This window comes from Porphyromonas sp. COT-290 OH3588 (genome assembly GCF_000769075.1).
Taxonomy (GTDB): domain Bacteria; phylum Bacteroidota; class Bacteroidia; order Bacteroidales; family Porphyromonadaceae; genus Porphyromonas.
Map to the genome: position 1 here is coordinate 437,144 of NZ_JRFC01000014.1, position 20,893 is coordinate 458,036.

8 protein-coding genes, 2 rRNA genes and 1 other annotated feature are annotated in these 20,893 nt (G+C 49.6%); of the genes, 1 reads left to right on the forward strand and 9 read right to left on the reverse strand.

The features are described from left to right. The first annotated feature begins 105 nt into the window (after nt 1–105). The gene (locus HQ48_RS03630; RefSeq protein WP_044231722.1) at nt 106–1,755 is read left to right on the forward strand and encodes a fumarate hydratase; all 1,650 of its coding nucleotides are present in this window, start codon (nt 106–108) and stop codon (nt 1,753–1,755) included. A gap of 665 nt (nt 1,756–2,420) precedes the next feature. On the opposite strand, the gene HQ48_RS03635 is transcribed toward HQ48_RS03630, so the two are convergent. From HQ48_RS03635 to HQ48_RS03675, 9 genes are all read right to left on the reverse strand, one after another. Next, the gene (locus HQ48_RS03635) at nt 2,421–5,264 is read right to left on the reverse strand and encodes a pitrilysin family protein (protein ID WP_052408951.1); all 2,844 of its coding nucleotides are present in this window, start codon (nt 5,262–5,264) and stop codon (nt 2,421–2,423) included. Nucleotides 5,265–5,407: 143 nt separating this feature from the next. Beyond that, the gene (locus HQ48_RS03640; protein WP_044188557.1) at nt 5,408–6,730 is read right to left on the reverse strand and encodes a thioredoxin family protein; all 1,323 of its coding nucleotides are present in this window, start codon (nt 6,728–6,730) and stop codon (nt 5,408–5,410) included. An 85-nt stretch (nt 6,731–6,815) separates the two neighbouring features. Beyond that, on the reverse strand, nt 6,816–7,301 hold the full coding sequence (locus tag HQ48_RS03645) for a hypothetical protein (protein WP_044188554.1): 486 nt from the start codon (nt 7,299–7,301) through the stop codon (nt 6,816–6,818). 3 nt (nt 7,302–7,304) lie between these two features. Continuing rightward, complete coding sequence (locus HQ48_RS03650) at nt 7,305–7,931, reverse strand: fasciclin (RefSeq protein WP_044188551.1); 627 nt, start codon at nt 7,929–7,931, stop codon at nt 7,305–7,307. Continuing rightward, a complete protein-coding gene (locus tag HQ48_RS03655) occupies nt 7,931–9,481 on the reverse strand; it encodes a RagB/SusD family nutrient uptake outer membrane protein (RefSeq protein WP_044188548.1) in 1,551 nt (516 codons plus the stop codon). The genes HQ48_RS03650 and HQ48_RS03655 overlap by 1 nt, the downstream gene beginning before the upstream one ends. A gap of 7 nt (nt 9,482–9,488) precedes the next feature. Beyond that, complete coding sequence (locus tag HQ48_RS03660) at nt 9,489–12,770, reverse strand: SusC/RagA family TonB-linked outer membrane protein (protein WP_235300189.1); 3,282 nt, start codon at nt 12,768–12,770, stop codon at nt 9,489–9,491. A 914-nt stretch (nt 12,771–13,684) separates the two neighbouring features. Then, nucleotides 13,685–16,891, reverse strand: a complete 3,207-nt coding sequence (locus tag HQ48_RS03665; RefSeq protein WP_044231723.1) for a T9SS type A sorting domain-containing protein — start codon at nt 16,889–16,891, stop codon at nt 13,685–13,687. Nucleotides 16,892–17,313: 422 nt separating this feature from the next. Then, a 5S ribosomal RNA gene (gene rrf, locus HQ48_RS03670) occupies nt 17,314–17,423 on the reverse strand. A gap of 160 nt (nt 17,424–17,583) precedes the next feature. Further along, nucleotides 17,584–17,667 (reverse strand) — a sequence feature (23S ribosomal RNA rRNA prediction is too short). A 4-nt stretch (nt 17,668–17,671) separates the two neighbouring features. Further along, nucleotides 17,672–20,555, reverse strand: a 23S ribosomal RNA gene (locus HQ48_RS03675). Nucleotides 20,556–20,893: the final 338 nt, after the last annotated feature.

The window sequence follows — 20,893 nt, forward strand, 5'->3', positions numbered from 1 at the left end:
AAGATGCTACTTCGCTTTTGGCGTTTAATATGGCTTATATCAGTAGACTTTCTGTATCTTTGCGGAAAATTATCACTAAATAAATCGGTATAAATTATCAAGTCGATGGCAACACCTCCATTCAAATACCAAAAGCCTTTCCCTATGGGTGAGGACAAGACGGAGTACTACCTCCTGACCAAAGAGTATGTCTCGGTAGAGAAGTTCGGCGATACAGAGATGCTTCGTGTAGACCCAGAGGCGCTTCGCCTCTTGAGCCGTACAGCCTTCCACGACGTGTCATTCTACCTCCGCCCCGAGCACCAAGAGCAGGTCGCCAAGATCCTGCGTGATCCCGAAGCGAGCGACAATGACAAGTTCGTCGCCCTCACATTCCTACGCAATGCAGAGGTTTCGGCCAAGGGACAGCTCCCATTCTGCCAAGACACTGGCACGGCCATTCTGCTCGGCAAGAAGGGACAGCAGGTATTCACTGGCGGACACGACGAGGAGTACCTATCGCACGGCGTGTACGATGCCTACACAGAGAATAATCTGCGCTATTCGCAGAACGTACCTCTAGACATGTACAAAGAGATCAATACGGGCTGCAACCTACCAGCACAAATCGACCTAATGGCGGTAGACGGCATGGAGTATCAGTTCCTCTGCATCGCCAAGGGTGGTGGCTCGGCTAATAAAACCTACCTCTACCAAGAAACTAAGGCACTGCTCAATCCTCAGACACTCGTTAAATTCCTCGTCGAGAAGATGAGCTCACTTGGTACGGCTGCTTGCCCTCCATACCACATCGCCTTCGTCATTGGTGGCACATCGGCAGAAACCAACCTCAAGACCGTGAAGCTAGCCTCTGCTAAGTACTACGACGAGCTACCAACAGAGGGTAACGAAGGCGGACAAGCCTTCCGAGATATTGCCCTCGAGCAAGAAGTGCTCGCCGAGGCACATCGTCTAGGCCTAGGGGCACAGTTTGGCGGTAAGTACTTCGCCCACGATGTGCGCATTATTCGTTTGCCTCGCCACGGAGCCTCTTGCCCAGTGGGTATGGGCGTGAGCTGTTCGGCCGACCGCAACATCAAGGCTAAGATCAACCGTGATGGCATTTGGATCGAGAAGCTAGAAACTAACCCCGGCCGCCTCATTCCCGAGGAGCTAAGGGCCGCTGGAGAGGGCAATGTGGTCAAGATCGACCTCAACCGCCCAATGCCCGAGATCCTTGCCGAGCTAAGCAAATATCCTGTATCCACACGCCTCTCACTCAATGGGACCATCATCGTAGGGCGCGATATCGCTCATGCCAAACTCAAGGAACGCATAGACCGTGGTGAGGGCTTACCTCAGTACATCAAGGACCACCCTATCTACTACGCAGGGCCAGCCAAAACGCCAGCTGGCATGCCCAGCGGTTCGTTTGGCCCTACTACGGCAGGGCGTATGGATAGCTATGTGGATCTCTTCCAGAGTCACGGTGGTAGCATGCTGATGATCGCCAAGGGCAACCGAAGCAAACAAGTAACGGACGCCTGCCACAAGTATGGCGGCTTCTACCTCGGTAGTGTTGGAGGCCCTGCAGCTATTCTCGCTCAGGACAGCATCAAGAAGGTAGAGTGCCTCGAGTACCCCGAGCTAGGTATGGAGGCTATTTGGAAGATCGAGGTAGAGAACTTCCCTGCTTTCATACTCGTGGACGACAAGGGCAATGACTTCTTCGAGCAGATCAAAAACAAGTGCTCTGGTTGCGGCATTACTAAGTAGCCAAGCAACCGCACCAAACGCTAGACGGGCATCGGGACGAATGGTTGTCCCGATGCCCGTCTGCTTTCTAGTCCTAGAGCTCATTCTTCTACTTTTCTGTCAAAGTCTGTAAATGACTTATCCTTTTATTTTACAAAGTGGGGCACTAATTCCTAAAAGCCCATCGGGACGTTGAGGGAATTGATGGGAAAGTTTCTGCCGATTAGTGGGCTAATCCTCGGCGATGTGTCCACTAATCCCCAAAGATTGATGGGAAGAAATCCTCCCAAAAAACGACACTGGCACTTAAATCCCACCCAGGAAACGCCATAAACAACTATTTATCAATTCATTAAAAACACCTGCTTTAGGCGGTTATTTTTGTTCGTCTGGAGGCTAAGTGCCCAAACGAAGCTGCGCTCAATCTAGAGCCTCCTAGAGGCCAAATATGCAGTTTGCTATTTTTCTCCGTAGGATATAGAGAGGGATCTAATCTTCATCGGAAAATTAAAGAGATGTATAACACTCCTTATCCGAGCCATGGATATGATACTCGTCGCAAATAGGCGAGACTATGCAAAAATGGCATAGGCTTGAGCTACTGAATAGAGGCTATCAAGCCCAAAGGGGCTGTGCGGAAGTCCATACTTCTACACAGCCCCTTTGGATTAGGTTCTAGGCTAAAGCTAATGCTTGATCACGGCCTGCGCTTCTGGAGCAAGCGACTTGAGAACAATCTCACGATGCTTAGCTCCGTCGAAGAACTTAGACGAGAACGCCTTGATATCGGCAGGCTTCACCTGCTCGAGCACTTCCCTACGGCTTGGTCCTACATCAGCATCCGACGGCATACGTCCCTGCTCGATGTAGAGGTTAATCATCGACACCCACAGTAGAGGTTCGTCTTGGTTGCCCTCCATCTCACTCTCATTGGAGGTATCCTCTCTCTGCGTAGCTTCGAGTAGTAGAGGTACAAGCACGTTCTTGAACTCCTGCTCGGAGAACCTGCCTGCCTTGATATCCTCTAGCGCCTCGTAGGTCTTGGCCTTGAGTGCATCGGCCTTGGCACGCTCTGTGCGGAAGCGGATGCGCAGATTGCCTCTAGGCGTAGGCTGGGCAATGTATTCGCCATCTACACCCACATTGTACACGCCACTCTGGCTCTCACGTAGCTGATCGAAGAGTCTATTCTGCAATAGCAATTTGAAGAGATCGAGCGATACCTGCTCGAGAGGAGCCAGCTCTAGATCGTGGCTGAAAGCAATCTCGACCTCACCTATATCGCCATCGATCTTTTCCTCTAGCTCGAAGATAATTTTGGCCTCGGGCGAGGATAGGTCATGCACCTTATAACTCTCAGGCTTGCCGGGCTTACCGGGGAGAGAGGAGATATAGTCTAGAATGAGCTTCTTGGCTTCGGCTTCGCCTAGCTCGCCAACGAGGCAGAAGGTAAAGTCACCAGCATTGCCATAGCGATCATTGAAGAGGCGAGGCAGATCAGCCAGACGCATACTATCGTAGAAAGCAGCGTCCTGACGAGGGTTGCGTGGCGAGGCGGGGAAAAGCACCTTCTGTATAGAGTCTTGAGCGGCGTCCATACCCGTGAGCACACGTGTCTGGGCTTGATACTTATTTCGCTCTACATACTTGCTGAATACCTGCTCATCGAAACGCTGACGAGTGAAGAGCAGATGCACATACTGGAAGAAGTCCTCGGCCTTGTCGATCGTTGTGTTGCCCCCAAGACCCTCGGTGTAGTCTGTGAGTGACATATTGATCTCCATATTGCGATCCTTCATCCAGCCGTGTAGCTGATTGCGGTCGTACTTATGCAGGCCTGAGCGCAAGATGAGCGACTGCATCGCCGTATAGGACGGGAGGTCGGTATCAGCAACAAGCGACTTACCTCCTAGGCTAGAGGCCACGAAGTAGAACTTCTTCTGCGCATTGGGAACGTGCTTGTAGATCACCTTAGCACCATTGCTCAGTGTCCATTCCTTAGCTTCTAGATCCTTAATTGTCTTCTCGACAACGATCTGGCCAACCTTGGGTTGGAAGTCCAAGAGGCGTGTAATCGGCTCCATCACTGGTGCTGGCGGCAGTGGATTATTCTTGACCTCATAGTAGAGGGTTTGAAACTCCGAGAGCGACATATTCATATCCTCTGCCTTAGCCGAGAAGGTCATGAAAGCTAGGTTGTCATCTCCGAGGAGCTTAGCCACCCAGCTATTGAGATCCTCTACCTCCATCTCAAGCAGGGCGTGGGAAGTTTCCTCTAGGCTCTGACGCAAAGTGCGGATAGGCGCGCCATAGAGGTAGTGCTTCTTGAAGGCGTCCATCATATCGCTAGGCGAAGAGAGTGTCTTGCTCGAGATAAGCCGCTTGAGGTCTTCGTACATGGCGACACGTGCAGCCTCAAACTCCTCAGCAGTGAAGCCCTCTCTGCGTAGACGCTCACGTACCTGCAGAAGCTGCTTGAGTGCCGAACGCTCACGGCCGTGGTAAGGTACTACGTCCCATGCGACCTGATAGTAGGCACGCACCAAGGGTTCGTGGCTAACGGAAGCTGCGACAAAGTCTTCGCGCCCAGCATTACGCAGTACAGAGAAATAGGTAGGTGCAAGGCGATTGAAGAGGAGGGAGTTGAGATTCTCCTGTGTGAAGTCGATACGACGGTCCGTAGGGTCGAGATACGACCTCTGGTAGAGGCCAAAAGAATTGCCCTTATTCTCTGGATCGATAAAACGCTTATAGTGAGGAGTCTTGTTGTCGGGGATTATCAGCATAGTACGTGGCTGAGGATTCTTTGGCTGGGACATTGAGCCAAACAGTTTCTTCACCTTAGCCTCGTATTCGTCGGGGTTAATATCCCCGATGATCATCACGCACTGCAGGTCTGGACGATACCAAGCATCGTAGAACCGCTTGAGATCCTTGGCGGTGAACTTACGTAGCACCTCCTCGCTCCCGATGACATTGCGGTGTGCATAGAGCGTGTTGTTGTAGACGATGGGAGCCATCGCATCGGTTAGACGCTGGTCTACATTGCGTCGGCTGCGCCACTCCTCGATCACGATGCCACGCTCTTTCTCCACGTCTTGAGGGCGAATCTTGATACCATGGCTCCAATCCTTGAGGATCAGCATCATCGCCTCGGTCATCTTAGCGTTGTCCGTAGGAATGTTGTCGATGTGGTAAACCGTTTCGTTAATCCCTGTGATCGCATTGAAGGTATAGATACCATTCTTGCGCAGATAGCTCATGATGCCATCGGGGTAGTGCTCCGTAGCATTGAAGGCCATGTGCTCTAGGAAGTGTGCCAGACCACTCTGGTTGTCAGCCTCAACGATACCACCGACGTTCTGGAAAAGATAGAAATTGACGTATTTCTCGGCTGCAGCGTCCCTATATATATAGTAGGATAGCCCATTGGGTAGCTTGCCCGAGCGTAGCCCCTCGACAGGCTTCTGAGCCGAACTCATAGAGAAAGCCATGAAGAGAGCCATGAGGCTAAGAAGAATCTTATTCATAAAATAACTTGTGATATTTAAGATTGAATGCACTTGATACACCTGCATCAAAGTACACTGATGATATGTGCTAGAGAGAGGTCTTTGGGAGTGGACTCCCACTTATGTCCCTCCCAAAGACCTCTCTCATATAATGCCCAGTTTTACTTACGCAGGAGCTCTAGCTCTGCCAGTTTGCTCTTGATCGAGTACTGGATCATACCCTGAGTCATCTCCATATCGGTCATCTGGAGCGACTCTAGGTAGCCTTGATTGTAGTGTTGCTGAGCCTTGTCGTATTCCTTGAGACTCTTGTACGAGTCGCCGATCATCACGATATAATTGATGCGATCCATCAGTGGAGCATCGCTCTTGAGCGCTTCGCCTAGCCACTTAATCGCCTGATGATGCTCAGCATTGCCTAGGCGGTCGCCTGCAGCTTTGTAGAGATCTTGAGCCGCTAGAGCATAGTCATTGGCTGTCGTATCGTCTGGATACTTGGCGAAGTAGGCATTCAGATCCTTGACGTACTGTGCAGCATTGCGATCCTTGTAGAGCAGGAAGAGCGCATCGTAGTACATCTTAGACTTGTCGTAGGGCGTACCCTGCTTGTAAGTCACGACCGAGTAGGCCTCTTTGTACTCTCCATTAATCTTCTCCAGATACTCCTTGTACTTCTCACTAGCATCTTTAACCGCTGCCAGCACCTTGGCATCGTTCTGCTCAATGACGAAGTAAGCAGCGGCATCGCCCACTACGGCACTCCAGTCGGCTAGGTTCTTGTTGATGAAGTCCACCAAGCGATCGGTCAGGTCCTGATCATCTCCACTAAGCTGGGTGATGAGCTTATAGTCCTCTACGTTGATTAGGTCTGGGCCCATCTTCTTATCGATATAAGCTCCATAGAGGCGACGCATACGCACGATCCACTTCTCAGCCTCGATGTCCTCGAGCGTGCTGATGTAGTTGGAGGCTCTCTGCAAGATCTCCTGCTGTAGAGCTAGATCTTCCTTGTTCTTGCGGTAGCGATCGTAGAGATCGGTGAAAGACAACTCCTCGCCCGTGGCAATACGAGCCGTGCTGATCAGTAGCTGTACAGTCTGCCCACCAGTCTTGACGAGCTTGATCTCGCCATCGTTGGTCACGAAAGCCAGTGTTGGGTAACCCTGTACCTTAAATCTCTTGACCACCTCGAGGTTCTCTTGCTTCTCGGCATCGAGCTTCACACTGACGAAGCGAGGGTTGAAGTACGCTCCAACCTCTGGATTGGGGAAGATATCCTTACTCATCATGCGGCAAGGACCACACCACGTCGTATAGAAGTCGATGAAAAGCATCTTATTCTGCTTCTTGGCCTCGGCTAGAGCTTCGTCATAGGATCCCTTGAAGAAAACAATACCTTGACCATCTTGGCTCTGAGCTCGTACCGAACCCAGCAAACTTGTTACGCTCCACAGGAGCAGTAGCAACCATGATTTTACTCTCATCTGTGTCTTATTTTGGGTAGCTCTGCACCGAGCTTGAGCACCTCAAAGGCGATGCAGAGCCACAAGCTGATTAAACATTTAGTTACTAATCCTCGGGGATAGCGATGTCTACCGACTCTGGCTCCTTATCCGCCACGACGAACGTGATGATGTCACTCAGAATCGCGGAGTGCCCCTCGTTGAAAACCCTAAGGGTAAGCGTATAGATCCCATTGGTCAGCTGTTCAACAGCCTTGGGGAAGACCTGTACGATGCCGCCTACGACGAGGATATCACCAGAGGCTACAGCTTGGCGGAACTTATCCGCATCGCCTCCCTCTTTGGCCTTAACGTCCTTGAACTCATAGTTGATGGGGTTAGTCCCCGATATACCTTGAATGCGTAGCGACGTCCATGGCGCACCAGTCTTGGCTCGTATCGACTCAGGATTAACTACTCGGTAAGCGTAAATCGTATCGGGTGCGAAGTTGGCATCACGTGTTTCGAGATAGCCGATAGGCACGTGCTTGCAGGCTCCCAGAGTCAAGAGGCAGCACAGCACTGCGAGGCTTGATATATAAAACGCTTTCATTGTCTACAAATCATTTATTCGGTAGTGATAGGGCAGCGAGTGTACGATACCCGTATTAGTCGTGATGTCGGTGGAGGCAATACGTGTAATCTTCTTCGCAGCAGACGAAGCTACATAAATCGAATACGGCCCTGCATTGGGAATATCTCCGTAAGGCTCACGGAAGGTAAAGATCCACAGCTTACGCCCCTCCATGGTCTTATATTCCTTACCTCCAGTACCGATGATCTGGTCGGGGTCTGTAGAGCGACGGCCATTGGGGATATCAGCCAGTTTATGACGCCCGGGTATAATCGAGATCTTGAGGAAGTATGCACAATCTTCTTTAGGGATATCCGTCACACGCTTATAGCCATTGGCTAGCATATAGCTACGAATGCTATGGTTAGTAAAGCCAAAGAAAGTCATATCCTTGCCGTACTCACCTTTTCCCTCGAATACCTCGACCATCTCTGCGTGCTTGATCATCAGGCTCAGAGAGTCCCAGTTGTAGGAATCGGTCTGCAGATAGCCCCAGAGCGTCGTGTCGTGATTGCCATTGACGTCGCCCGTATCTATCAGATTGTATTTAGTACAGCTAGACGTCCCGACCAGCAGTACTGCCCAGAGGGCATAGATGAACTTCTTCATTATTTGGTATATTTTGACCAGTATATATGTTGTTTGATGAGCGTATTGATGATACGCCCGTCCTTAGTCCTAGAGGCTGTCGAGGGGATTGGTAGTACCAGTGCTCCGTCATTGATCTCCTGCTGCGTCAAGACTTGGAACTTACCCTGTAGCTCCTGACGAACGTAGCCATTGCGTAGTACATCAAAGTAACGCTCGTGCTCACCGAAGAGTTCACGCTCACGCTCTCTGAAGATCTCTAGCTTCAGCTCATCGCCAGAGCCTGCATAGTCCGCCAGGCCTGCACGGCGGCGAATCGTATTCAGATCGGCAAGAGCCTCCCCCGTGAGGCCAAGCTTGGCAGCATTCTCGGCACGCAACAAGATAATATCAGCCAAACGCCAGTAGGTATAGTGGGCATCAATTGTACGGAAGCTCTTACCTAGACTAGAGTCCTTGTCCACATTATAGACTGCCTTACGCCACTTGTATAGGAAAGCATAGCGAGCAGCAGGTTCGCTGGGATCCTCATCGGCATCATTGACAGGGTAGAAGAAAGCTACACGCCTAAGATCTGTAGGTTCAGGATAGAGTCGCTCAGTAACCGACTTGCGGTAAATGCGCAGAGTTCCATTGACAATATCCCCCTTGGTCTGTGACTCATTGACTGGCCAGCCAATGTAGCTAGTGGCAGGCATTGGCGAAACGGAGTATTCGCTACGATACCTATCAAAGATAAGTGAGAAGATCTCTTCAGGATTCTCCTCCTCGGGCGATGATAGCCTCTGGCAGAGCTCCTCGGGCGTTGCACACAACTGGTACGGTCCTACCTGACCATCAATCAGCATCGAGGCATAGACCATCGACTGCTTATACGCCTCCTGAGCATCGCCACCGAGCTTATAGAGCTCGATAATGCTCCCCTTCCATGCATAGAGGTGAGCCAGTAGCGCTGCGCTAGTTCCCTTGGATGCAAACTGCTTGTAGCGTATGAGGCTACCAGTTCTATCCGTCAGTTTATCGTGAGTGGGTAGAATCTCTAGTGCCTTCTTGGCATAGTTGATCGCCGCATCTATTACCTCAAGCTTGCTAGAGAGGGCATAATGCTTGATGACAGTAGAGTTCTCTGTGATCACAGCCTCGCCAAATCTCTGCGATAGGGTAAAGTAAGAGAACCCTAGGGCAAAGTAAGCCTGCCCCATGTGGAAGTTGCGACGCTCGGGAGTAAGATCTTGGGTCAGATGGATATTGTCGAGAAGCAGATTGCTCTCAAAGATTGCATCGTATAATCCCTTCCAGCCTTCGCCCAAATGATTCACGACCGTTTGGGGGTTCCAGACACGTAATGAAGGATATACACTCTCGTCTGCTATAGCTCCAACGAGGTAAAAGGGAGATGTTCCACCGAAGTAGGAGTTCAAGAAGAAGTGTATCGAAGCTGTGGTTGCGTTGAGCTCCTGCTCTGTCTTGAAGGCTGTATCGTAGGTCAGGTCATTCTCCGTGACCAAGTCTAGGCTGCACGACGAGAGGGCTAGTACAAATGCCAATGTTGCACCTATGATATATTTCATTTGTCTACTAAAATTTAATATTAACACCTAGCGTAAACCTGCGGTCTAGAGGATACTCTCCGCCCGTATCTTCCCCTTCACTCTCGGGTACCAGCTCGGGGTCTAGCCCAGAGTAGTTCGTCAAGAGGAAGAGGTTCTCACCCGTAACGTATAGACGAACGTCCTTGAGAGGCGTACGTTTGATCCAAGCCCCCGGGAGTGCATACGAGAGCGTCAGCTGCTTGAGGCGCGCATAGCTCACATTCTCGATCTTGGAGTCCAGAACCCCATCGAACTGACCCAAGTAACCAGTATCTGCAAACTCCAGAGATGGATAGTCCGTTTGATCTCCAGGCTGCTGCCAGAAAGTATACTTGGTGTAATCGTTCTTGATGACCCCGAAGTTCTTGTCAAACCGGAATGCCTTGTTCTGTACCGTGTTGAGCATCTTGCGGCCAATAGAGAAATTAACCAGAGCTGTCAGGGTGAAGCCCTTCCAGCTAAGCTGGTTCGTCCAGCCTCCATAGAATAGAGGTAGCGTAGAGCCTGCGTAGTACAGGTCTGCATTGTTGATAACCCCGTCACCGTTCTGATCCTTGATCTTGCGACCACCTACGCGCAGTGGATAGTTCTCATTGCCAAAGTATAGAGGAGTCTTCTTACCCAGCAGATTGTAGTACTGAGGGATCTGCTCTTCTCTCTGCACGATACCCTCGTCTTGGAAGACATAAAGACCATAGAGCGGACGCCCTAGCACACGACCAGCATCGTCGATATTGGTGTGTGAGCGCATGAAGCGGTTCCAGTTGCTCGAGATATTGAAACGTGTAGTCCAATTAAGCTGTTTACCCTTGATGATCTGTCCGATAAACTCAAGCTCTACACCTTGGTTCTCGATCTCTGAGAGGTTACTCCACACATCGCTCAACAAGAAAAAGTCACCGGGCAACGAAGCAAAGGCGACCAGTGCACTCGAATACTTGTGGTAGTAGTCTAGTTTGACCTTGTAACGATAGTTGAATAAGTCTACATCGAGCCCGAAGTCGTACTGGTCACTTTTCTCCCAAGTCAGGTGCGTATTGGCCAGTGTAGTTGGAGCTAGACCAAGTGTACCGAGGAAGATATTAGTCGAGCCCATAATCCCATGAGCCAAATAGGGTTCGTTGAGCTTCTGCCCCGAGCGTCCCCAAGAAGCCCTAATCTTACCGAAGCTGAGCCACCAAAGATCTCTCATGAAGCGCTCCTGAGAGAAAGACCAGCCTGCCGCCAGAGATGGGAAGGTCGCCCAACGCACATCTCTACCGAAAACAGAAGAGCCATCTACACGCAGAGCCCCCTCGAGCAGATACTTCTGATCGTAGTTGTAGGCTACTCGAGAGAAGTAGCTGATCATGGCCTGCTCCTTGAGGCTAGCCGTGAAGTCTTGTAGGTGAGTAAAGTTGCCAGCCTCATCTATACGAGACTTAGGCCAGTTGTCACCGGGATAGCGAATATGGTTGCTGGGCCCTCCTCTAGCCGTACCAGAAGCCGCCTCTTGAATATCCTTGTAGAAAGCAAAACCCACAAAAGCATCTATATTATGCGCTCCCACGAGTTCACGCTTGTAGTTGAGCAACGTTTCGGACTGAAGGGAGGTCATTCCCCCTAGACTCTGACGTGCTTGGCTAAGTCGATCTTGGGTCAAGAAAGATGGCGTAAACTCGGTATTACTGGTTCGGTAATGGTCCACCGAAGCCGAGGAGTTGAGGCTAAGCCCCTTGGCGATGTTATAGTTGAAGCCTAACTGTAGGCGTCCATTATAGTTGTAGTTCTTATTGACGATATTGCGGAGCTTATTGATCGCCTCACGCTCGATCACAGTCCCCTTACCGGGCAAGAACGGACTTATACCACGAGGATCTACCTGCAGTACGGTCTTGGCCCCTGCGATATCCGTGTAGGACATATTGACACGAGTGTAGGCACTGAGCTTTGGGGTAAGGTTAAAGTCTAGGTTGGAGATGAAGCTAAAACGATTAAACTTGGAGTCTACCAAAATACCCTTCTCCGAGTATAGCCCCGAGCCTACCATATAGCGCACATTCTCCGTACCGCCAGAGGCGTGCACATCTGCCCTGCTGACTTGGCCTATCTGGAAGATTGATTTCCACCAGTTCGTCTTGTTGTTATAGAAGGCATTGAGCGAGTCCTGCATATGTACGGGGATACCCGTAATAGCAACGTCCGTGCTACCATTGTTCCACAGGTAGTCGTACGAAGACTCCAAAGGCTGATGCCCCCAAGTATCGTTGTGACTCTTAGGCATGACAGACTTCTCGGTCTGCCAGTCATAGTAGCCCACTCTATGCTTTTTAGCCAACAGCAAGTTGAAGTCTCGCTCCCCCTTACCAATGATCTGTAGAGGTGTTTCTGGCAGATAAGAAATAGACTGAGAGAAATTGACACTAAACTCAGGGCGCCCCGAGCGGCCTTTCTTGGTCGTGATAAGAATCACCCCATTACCTGCACGAGAGCCGTAGAGCGATGCCGATGCAGCATCCTTGAGTACCTCGACAGACTCGATCGTCGAGGGATCTAGACCTGCGAGCATATTGATGCCAGTATCACCCGAGGTGTCCGACTGCACTGGGACGCCGTCTACGACGAAGAGAGGGGAACCGCTATTGATATTCGCACCACCAGCCTGACCGAGTGTATTGTGTCCTCGGATAACAATAGATGAACCAGAGCCCGGTCTACCAGAGGACTGAATAGCGACACCTGATACGTGCCCCTGTAGCAGGGACTGCAGAGAAGGCGCAGTAGCATCCTTAAGCTGGTCCGACTTGATCGAGGAGATAGAGCTCACCACTTCACGAGTCTTGCGCTGGCCATATGCCACGACCGAGACCTCCTCTAGCTCCTTGGTAGAGCTCTTGAGTACGACTTTCATCGACTGGCCAACCTTGTAGGCAACAGTCTGGGTAATATAGCCCATAGATGAAATCTCGAGGTTACCAGTAAGGCTAGACACTTCGATCTCAAAAATACCATCTAGGTCGGCCACGACTCCCTTTTTAGTCCCAGCGACCACGACCGTTGCCCCCGGTACGCCCTGCCCAGAGGCATCACGCACCACACCACCTACACTGAGGTGCTTTCTCTGGCTAGAGGCAGAGGGCTTACTCCCATTGGTGGTCTGTGCCACCATTGGAGAGTATACCAGAGAGCAGATAGCCCATAGCGCAACCATCGAGAGTAACCTACGACCAGAGCCAGATAGTCCCACTCTCGTATGCGTACCCAAGCAGCTAATTTTCTTTTTCCGCATATACCTTATTTTAGTTAAAATTGTAGTTATTACATTGAAAAACAAAAAGACCTCTGACCTACAACTGGTTGAGGTAAAAGAGCAAAGGTTATTCACTTCTGTATCAAGTCTGGTTGTCTTTTACACTACAAGTCTTAGGCTCATTGACCTAGCGATGCGTGCAAATATAACCCTTTTCAATTAGTTTACAACCCCTCCCAGTGAGGCAAGCCCTGCTGTAACCCTAGATGCTAGTAAAACAAATAATTAGCAAAGTAAACAGCCCTCACCAAACCTAGTTCTAATGGCCAATCTAATAAACTAAGCAGAGGCCAAACTCCTTAGACCAAACCCCACTCACAGCGGCACAATAACGATTAACAAAAAAACACATATCAGACTACATTCATTGCTCCAAAGAAGCTGATGTGCATAAGCTGTGGACAAATTGCTCAAATCTCAGATTAGCCCCTAGAAAGCTCTAGGCTGCGTCCAAACCCACTGGTGGCACTCAGCCGCATCCGAGATAAAACAACCCCTTAAATCGACACAAGTATAATACGCTAAAAATTAGATATATAAGAAAACTTCCGAGCGAGTTTTAGGCGTTTTATGACACACTTTCTGCTATTTCTTCCCATCAATCTTTTGGTATTAGTGGACATATCTCAATGAATGTGCCCATCAGTCTGAGAAAATCTTCCCTTCAATACTCCAAAAGCACTACATAGCCCTTTATAAACTACTAGCACATTCCATAAAATTCTCCAATAATCCCTTAACATATCTCAACACTTGAGTAGAAGAATAGACGTATTAGAGTCTACGTTTCTGGCAGACTGTACAGAGGCTCTTTGGGGATAAAACAGATAAGGCGGTATGACGAAATCTATATCTCGACACACCGCCTTACTACACAACTTGCAATACAGATACTAATCTACGACGAATTTGGTGCTACGCCCGTCCTCGGTTTGTACGAAATACATACCAGCAGGCCACCCAGTAGCATTGAGCTTTACCGAGCTACCGACTGCCTCTACTTGATGCATCAGACGACCATCTAGGCTGTAGATCTTAACCAAACTATTAGGAGCGACACCCTCTACAACGGCTTCGTAGCGTACGGGATTGGGATAAACCGATAGGTCTGTCTTAGGAGCGAGCGCATCAAGCCCTGTATCCTTGGACTTCTCAAATTTAGCCACTACATTGAGCGCTTCGCTACCTACCCAAACCTCACTGCTTGGATAGATTTCCTTGCCATTGACAACTAAGGAAGTCAGGCTATAGCCTTCTTTAGGATAAGCATCTAGCCAAATGACAGACTTCTCTTTCACGGTCTTCGTTCCCTCGGGGTAGCCATAGAGCTTTACCTTACCGGGGCCTTGATTAGAGATTGTGACAGCGACCTCTCTACGAGCACTAGGAGCATCGAGGCTAGTGGGTACACTCTCATAGACGGGGCGAATGGAGTAGGCTGAGAGGTTAGTCTGCTTGGGCGTATAGGAGAACGACTGTTTGCCTGCCTCAGCCTGCACAGTAGCCTCTTTCTGCCCTCCCACGATCACATCGTACGCTATAGGACGAGGCAGAGCTGGCAGGGCAGAGGAATATGAAGGGACATCAGCGTCCTTGAGCTCTTGCTCCAAAGGCGTGCTGCTATTGCTCACAATCAGCCTAAAGGCCATGTTACCCTGCCAAAACTCTGGGAGGAATTTGTGTACACGGCTCATGAAATAAATCTGGTACCACTCCTCCCGGCTATTGACACTCGCCATAACGAGAGGGCCAACGAAGCGATAGCGCTGATCTGTTTCCTCTAAGCGCATATACGACATGGAGCTAGGTTTTTGGTTATTAGCTGTTTCAAAGCCTACTCTTAGCATATACTCGGGATAGACCTTGAGAGGCTCATCAAGCTTAACGGTAATCCAACCAGACTTCCAGCTACTGGGAACCTTTACTATCAAGCGCCTTTTGTAGAGCTTATCATCTGGCCTAGGATCCGCAAACGAATTGGGACGAAAGACAGGCCCATTACCATGATCTAGATTGATCCTAAAACTCTCACCCGCCTTACGAGGGAGCACTTGTATCTGGGTAATATAAGCCGTAGCATATTGGAGGAGATCTCTTGTGTGATACAACGAACCAATAGGCCACTTCTCAGCAAATTTGATAGATCCTTGCGTCGCAATCTGCACGCCCTCATACTTAGGAATGTAGGCAGTAGGGATTGAGGCAAACCGAGGATCATCAGCATTGCGAGGCACACGAGTCCACTCTTGGTATAGTACAGGCTCCTGCCACTGGATTGTCTTATCTACGACACTAGGCTTGAGTTCCTCTGTCAATTGACCTAGGTAAACTCCAACGGGTTCGCTCCACGAGGTCCAATCAGTGCGTCCATTGTCTTGTACGAGAACTGTCCTTACGGAGTAAGCCAAGTCTGCATCGGCACCAAATTGGGCGTCAATATCATCAACATAGGTATAGAGCAATTTGCCTGCTGTATGCTCAATACGCTCTAGAATAACCTCCCCACGACGTATGTCGTAGTAGAGCTTACCGCTACCAGTACGATCAACGTCCTTGGGACTGTGCCAAGTGAGCTGAACGAGATTTTTCTGTTTCAACGATCTTAGTGCCTCTACCTTGGTCACAGGGTACAGATAGCGATTATCCCCTCGATAGGTTCCTTTGAGGCTAAGAGCCTTCCCCTGAGTCTTAGGGTCAAGATAGATATCCATGCGCTTATCCGCCCCTTTGTCCTTAAACTTATCCCAGTGATAGGCAAGACGTCCGTAGAAGCTCTCGGAGTTTGGCAGACATTTGAGTGTTTCTTGCCCGCCAGTAAGCGTGCCGACGAGTAGATTGGTCTTAGCATCGAAGAGGCTGCCACCAGAGGATCCGCCTTCAGTTTCGCCGTGAGCGAAGGTCATGACCAAGTAAGCATTCTCGGCCCCTTTGTTGTGGCCGTCCCATTTGTCTACTCTGGGCTTCTTGTCGAAAACTGCGATCTTCATAGCATCTCCTAGAGGGTGGTGCAGACTAACTCCCTTGTCGGGGACTTGCTCCTGCCTATCCCAACCACTATAATAGACTCGATAGCTCAGCGGGATATCTTGATTAAGCTTGAGTAACATACCATCTGAGTACTCATGCATAGGCAGATAGGCCAGTTTACTACAACCCACAAGGCTTTTGGCCTCAATACTACCGATCGTACTACGGCTACAACTGGGCTTGATGTAGTGAAAAGAGAAGACCCAGCGATTAAGATCCGAGGGAGGGAAGTTGTAGGTGCCCTCCTTATGAGCAGCACAGTGACCTGCCGTCACGATATAGGGAGCGAAGTCTTCGTTCGTATTATTCAGGAGGGTTCCCGAGCACATCTCGATATGTGATCCCTTTTTGAGCAGGATCTGCACGATGCTATTCTTTTGGTCGTCCCAGCCTTCGCCCTGTTCGCAGTTGGCATCGACTTGGCAACCCGTGCGCTCCTCGTCCTCGCCAGCCTTCTGATAGAGTGCATGCGTCTGCAAGTCATAGTACAAGTAGCCCACAGCATCTATGATGATGCGAGGCAATGGGAGCGCTTTGGGCGCTTCGTACTCTAGAATGAGCTCTTCGCCACGTATGGGCTCAACGGCAAATTCGCCTCCACTCGGGTTAGTCTGATCGGTATAGGCTCCCAAAATAGTCGTCCTATCCACATCATAAACATAGAGCTTGCCACCACGAGGGATCTCAAAGCGACTAAAAAACAGGTAAATAGACTTGGCATTCATGCCCTTGATCTGCATACGATAAGTGACGCTGCCATCTGCCAGCTCGGTACGGACGCCATCTCTAATGAGATTGTAGTCTACTGCGATTGCCTCACCTGCCATCATGGGCGCATTGATCATCTTCATCGCTGCCGCCCTCAGACTCTCGGCCGAGTACTGACGTGTAACCGTGTAGACGGGGAGGTTTGAGCTGGTATGCGACGCCATAGCTCGCAAACCATTAGATTGCTCTCGCTCAATGGTAAAGCTCTTTGGCTTGCCTCCGAATGACTGCTGTGCCTCAAGGCTCGTGCAGGTAAATAGGAGCGAGCCAGCTAGAATAAGAAAGATGTTCTTCAACTGCTTCATAGCTCTTAGTTTTGAAATACTATTTTTCGGTTAATACTTATGTTAGGGTTAGGATAATCTGGTCTTATAGAACCTAAATAAAATAGAACGTGAAACAAAGGTCTAATTTTCTCCCCAAACAGCAAAATATTGCGCTAGCTTATTTACAACAAACCAACGAACCTCCTTTAACAAAATAAGGCCGTACACGTTGGTGTACGACCTTATTGATTTTTTCTCTAATCAGATGCGTATATGACACTCCCCGACCTCCCTTGGTCCTTTGCTAGCTCTATAAACGAGAAGAGGGAGTCAGCCTTACGACTAACTCCCCCCCTACTAAAACTGGCGGCTACCTACTCTCCCACNCCTCCCTTGGTCCTTTGCTAGCTCTATAAACGAGAAGAGGGAGTCAGCCTTACGACTAACTCCCCCCCTACTAAAACTGGCGGCTACCTACTCTCCCACTAAACGCAGTACCATCGGCACAATTGGGCTTAACTTCTCTGTTCGGAATGGGAAGAGGTGGAACCCCAACGTTATAACCACCAAAATGTCAATTTCTAGCGNTTAACTTCTCTGTTCGGAATGGGAAGAGGTGGAACCCCAACGTTATAACCACCAAAATGTCAATTTCTAGCGACCATCGACTAATAAGAAAACTAAACCACTTGCACAGCTTAGCACGTATGCAAACCTTACACGCAAAATCTTCGGGCTATTAGTACTACTCGGCTTTGATGTCACCATCTTTACACCTGTAGCCTATCAAGGTCATCGTCTATAACCACCCTTATAAGGAGATCTAATCTNTTCGGGCTATTAGTACTACTCGGCTTTGATGTCACCATCTTTACACCTGTAGCCTATCAAGGTCATCGTCTATAACCACCCTTATAAGGAGATCTAATCTTGAGGTGAGCTTCGTACTTAGATGCTTTCAGCACTTATCTCGACCCAACGTAGCTACTCGGCAGTGCCCCTGGCGGAACAACCGATAAACCAGTGGTTAGTCCATCACGGTCCTCTCGTACTAGTGACAGGTCCTCGCAAATCTCCTACGCCCACAACAGATAGAGACCGAACTGTCTCACGACGTTCTGAACCCAGCTCGCGTGCCACTTTAATGGGCGAACAGCCCAACCCTTGGGACCTTCTCCAGCCCCAGGATGTGACGAGCCGACATCGAGGTGCCAAACCGCTCCGTCGATATGAGCTCTTGGGAGCGATCAGCCTGTTATCCCCGGAGTACCTTTTATCCTTTGAGCGATGGCCCTTCCATACGGAACCACCGGATCACTATGCTCTAGTTTCCTACCTGTGCGACTTGTTTGTCTCCCAGTCAAGCACCCTTGTGCCATTACACTCTACGACCGGTTACCAATCGGCCTGAGGGTACCTTTAGAAGCCTCCGTTACGCTTTTGGAGGCGACCACCCCAGTCAAACTACCCACCATGCAGTGTCCTCACTCTTGCGAGTTAGAACCCAAATAACAAAAGGGCCGTATTTCAACAGCGACTCCACGAATACTGGCGTACCCGCTTCTTAGTCTCCGGCCTATCCTACACATCTGTTATCCAAATTCAATGCAAAGCTATAGTAAAGGTTCACGGGGTCTTTTCGTCCCGTTGCGGGTAATCGGCATCTTCACCGATACTACAATTTCACCGAGCTCGCGGTTGAGACAGTGCCCAGATCGTTACACCATTCGTGCAGGTCGGAACTTACCCGACAAGGAATTTCGCTACCTTAGGACCGTTATAGTTACGGCCGCCGTTTACTGGGGCTTCAATTCAATGCTTCTCTTGCGATGACATCTCCTCTTAACCTTCCAGCACCGGGCAGGTGTCAGGCTGTATACTGCATATTGCTATTTCGCACAGCCATGTGTTTTTGTTAAACAGTCGCCTGGGCCTATTCTCTGCGGCTCCCATTGCTGAGAGCGTCCTTTTTCCCGAAGTTACAGGACTATTTTGCCTAGTTCCTTAACCGCGAATCACTCGAGCGCCTTAGTATACTCAACCCAACCACCTGTGTCGGTTTAGAGTACGGGTAATTATACAATATGCTTAGCGGGTTTTCTAGGGAGCCTGATTACGTCCATATCTCTTCGTGCATGCACTCCGAGTACTATCAGGTTCGACTCTCAGGGCGGATTTGCCTACCCCAATCAACGTCTACACCCTTCAACCAGCTATTCCGTCAGCTGGCAGGACTGTCACTTCTCCGTCACCACATCGCTCATATAATTAGTACCGGAATATTAACCGGTTCATCCATCGGGTACGCCGTTCGGCTATCCCTTAGGGCCCGACTAACCCTGATCCGATTAGCGTTGATCAGGAAACCTTGGTCTTTCGGCGAGGAGGTTTCTCACCTCCTTTATCGTTACTTATACCTACATTTGCTTTTCTAGAAGCTCCAACCTGAGTTGTCCTCAGATCTTCTGCGCCGCTAGAATGCTCCCCTACCGATATTATTAATATCCCACAGCTTCGGTAAATAGCTTATGCCCGATTATTATCCACGCCAAAGCACTCGACTAGTGAGCTGTTACGCACTCTTTAAATGAATGGCTGCTTCCAAGCCAACATCCTAGCTGTCTTAGCACCTTGACTTCGTTTATTCAACTTAGCTATTATTTCGGGACCTTAGCCGATGGTCTGGATTCTTCTCCTCTCGGACATGGACCTTAGCACCCATGCCCTCACTCCTTGTCTTAACTTATACGCATTCGGAGTTTGTCTGGACTTGATAGCCGGTGAAAGCCTCGCATCCAATCAGTCGCTCTACCTCGTATAAGAAACAACAAAGGCTGCACCTAAATGCATTTCGGGGAGTACGAGCTATCTCCAAGTTTGATTAGCCTTTCACCCCTACCCTCAGTTCATCCGAAAGCTTTTCAACGCTTACCGGTTCGGTCCTCCAGTTGGTTTTACCCAACCTTCAACCTGACCAAGGGTAGATCACTTGGTTTCGCGTCTACTCCCACTGACTATGCGCCATTTAAGACTCGCTTTCGCTTCGGATACGTGACTAATATCACTTAACCTCGCCAGTGAAAGTAACTCGTAGGTTCATTATGCAAAAGGCACGCAGTCACACCATAACTGATGCTCCTACCGCTTGTAGGCAGACGGGTTCAGGGTCTATTGCACTCCTCTGTTCGAGGTTCTTTTCACCTTTCCCTCACGGTACTGGTTCACTATCGGTCTCTCGGGAGTATTTAGCCTTAGCGGATGGGCCCGCCAGATTCACACAGGATTACTCGTGTCCCGCGCTACTCAGGATACCACTAACAATAAATTCAATTGTCGAATACGCAGCTTTCATGCTCTACGGCCTACCTTTCCAAGTAGTTCTTCTAATCGAATATATCATACAGCGTGGTCCTACAACCCCAGTAATGCCGAAACATTAATGGTTTGGGCTAATCCCCGTTCGCTCGCCACTACTAAGGGAATCACTTTTGTTTTCTTCTCCTATGGGTACTTAGATGTTTCAGTTCCCCACGTTCGCTCACCGCTCTGCGGTGTAGTACATCTTCAATGTACTGGGTTGCCCCATTCGGAAATCTGCGGATCTAATCGTATGTGCCGATCCCCACAGCTTATCGCAGCTTATCACGTCCTTCTTCGCCTCCGAGAGCCTAGGCATCCACCGTCTGCCCTTATCTATTTTGCGCCGTATGTACACAACTAAATATGCACACGGTTTGTATACTTGCTAATTATTTTGCTCTACAGTTGTTTTCGTTTTCTTATTAATCATGTCAATGATCGCCCGACTAAGCTCTAGGCTTCGTCTGTAGTGCAACAAACAACCCTGCGGTCGTTCATCGTTTTAGTCCTTCTTCCAAGACCGACACTCTCGCTCGAGTGACGCCGTTTGTCTCGTTTGCGGTTGCAAAGATAGAACACTTTTTATTTATCAACCAAATCTAACAGCAAAATATTTTTGAGCAACTGACAGTTAGGGGTNCGCCGTTTGTCTCGTTTGCGGTTGCAAAGATAGAACACTTT

Coding starts and splice junctions, on each gene's coding strand:
- HQ48_RS03640 (WP_044188557.1), bottom strand. CDS start 6,730: ATGAGAGTAAAATCATGGTTGCTACTGCTCCTGTGGAGCGTAACAAGT.
- HQ48_RS03630 (WP_044231722.1), top strand. CDS start 106: ATGGCAACACCTCCATTCAAATACCAAAAGCCTTTCCCTATGGGTGAG.
- HQ48_RS03645 (WP_044188554.1), bottom strand. CDS start 7,301: ATGAAAGCGTTTTATATATCAAGCCTCGCAGTGCTGTGCTGCCTCTTG.
- HQ48_RS03635 (WP_052408951.1), bottom strand. CDS start 5,264: ATGAATAAGATTCTTCTTAGCCTCATGGCTCTCTTCATGGCTTTCTCT.
- HQ48_RS03660 (WP_235300189.1), bottom strand. CDS start 12,770: ATGCGGAAAAAGAAAATTAGCTGCTTGGGTACGCATACGAGAGTGGGA.
- HQ48_RS03650 (WP_044188551.1), bottom strand. CDS start 7,931: ATGAAGAAGTTCATCTATGCCCTCTGGGCAGTACTGCTGGTCGGGACG.
- HQ48_RS03665 (WP_044231723.1), bottom strand. CDS start 16,891: ATGAAGCAGTTGAAGAACATCTTTCTTATTCTAGCTGGCTCGCTCCTA.
- HQ48_RS03655 (WP_044188548.1), bottom strand. CDS start 9,481: ATGAAATATATCATAGGTGCAACATTGGCATTTGTACTAGCCCTCTCG.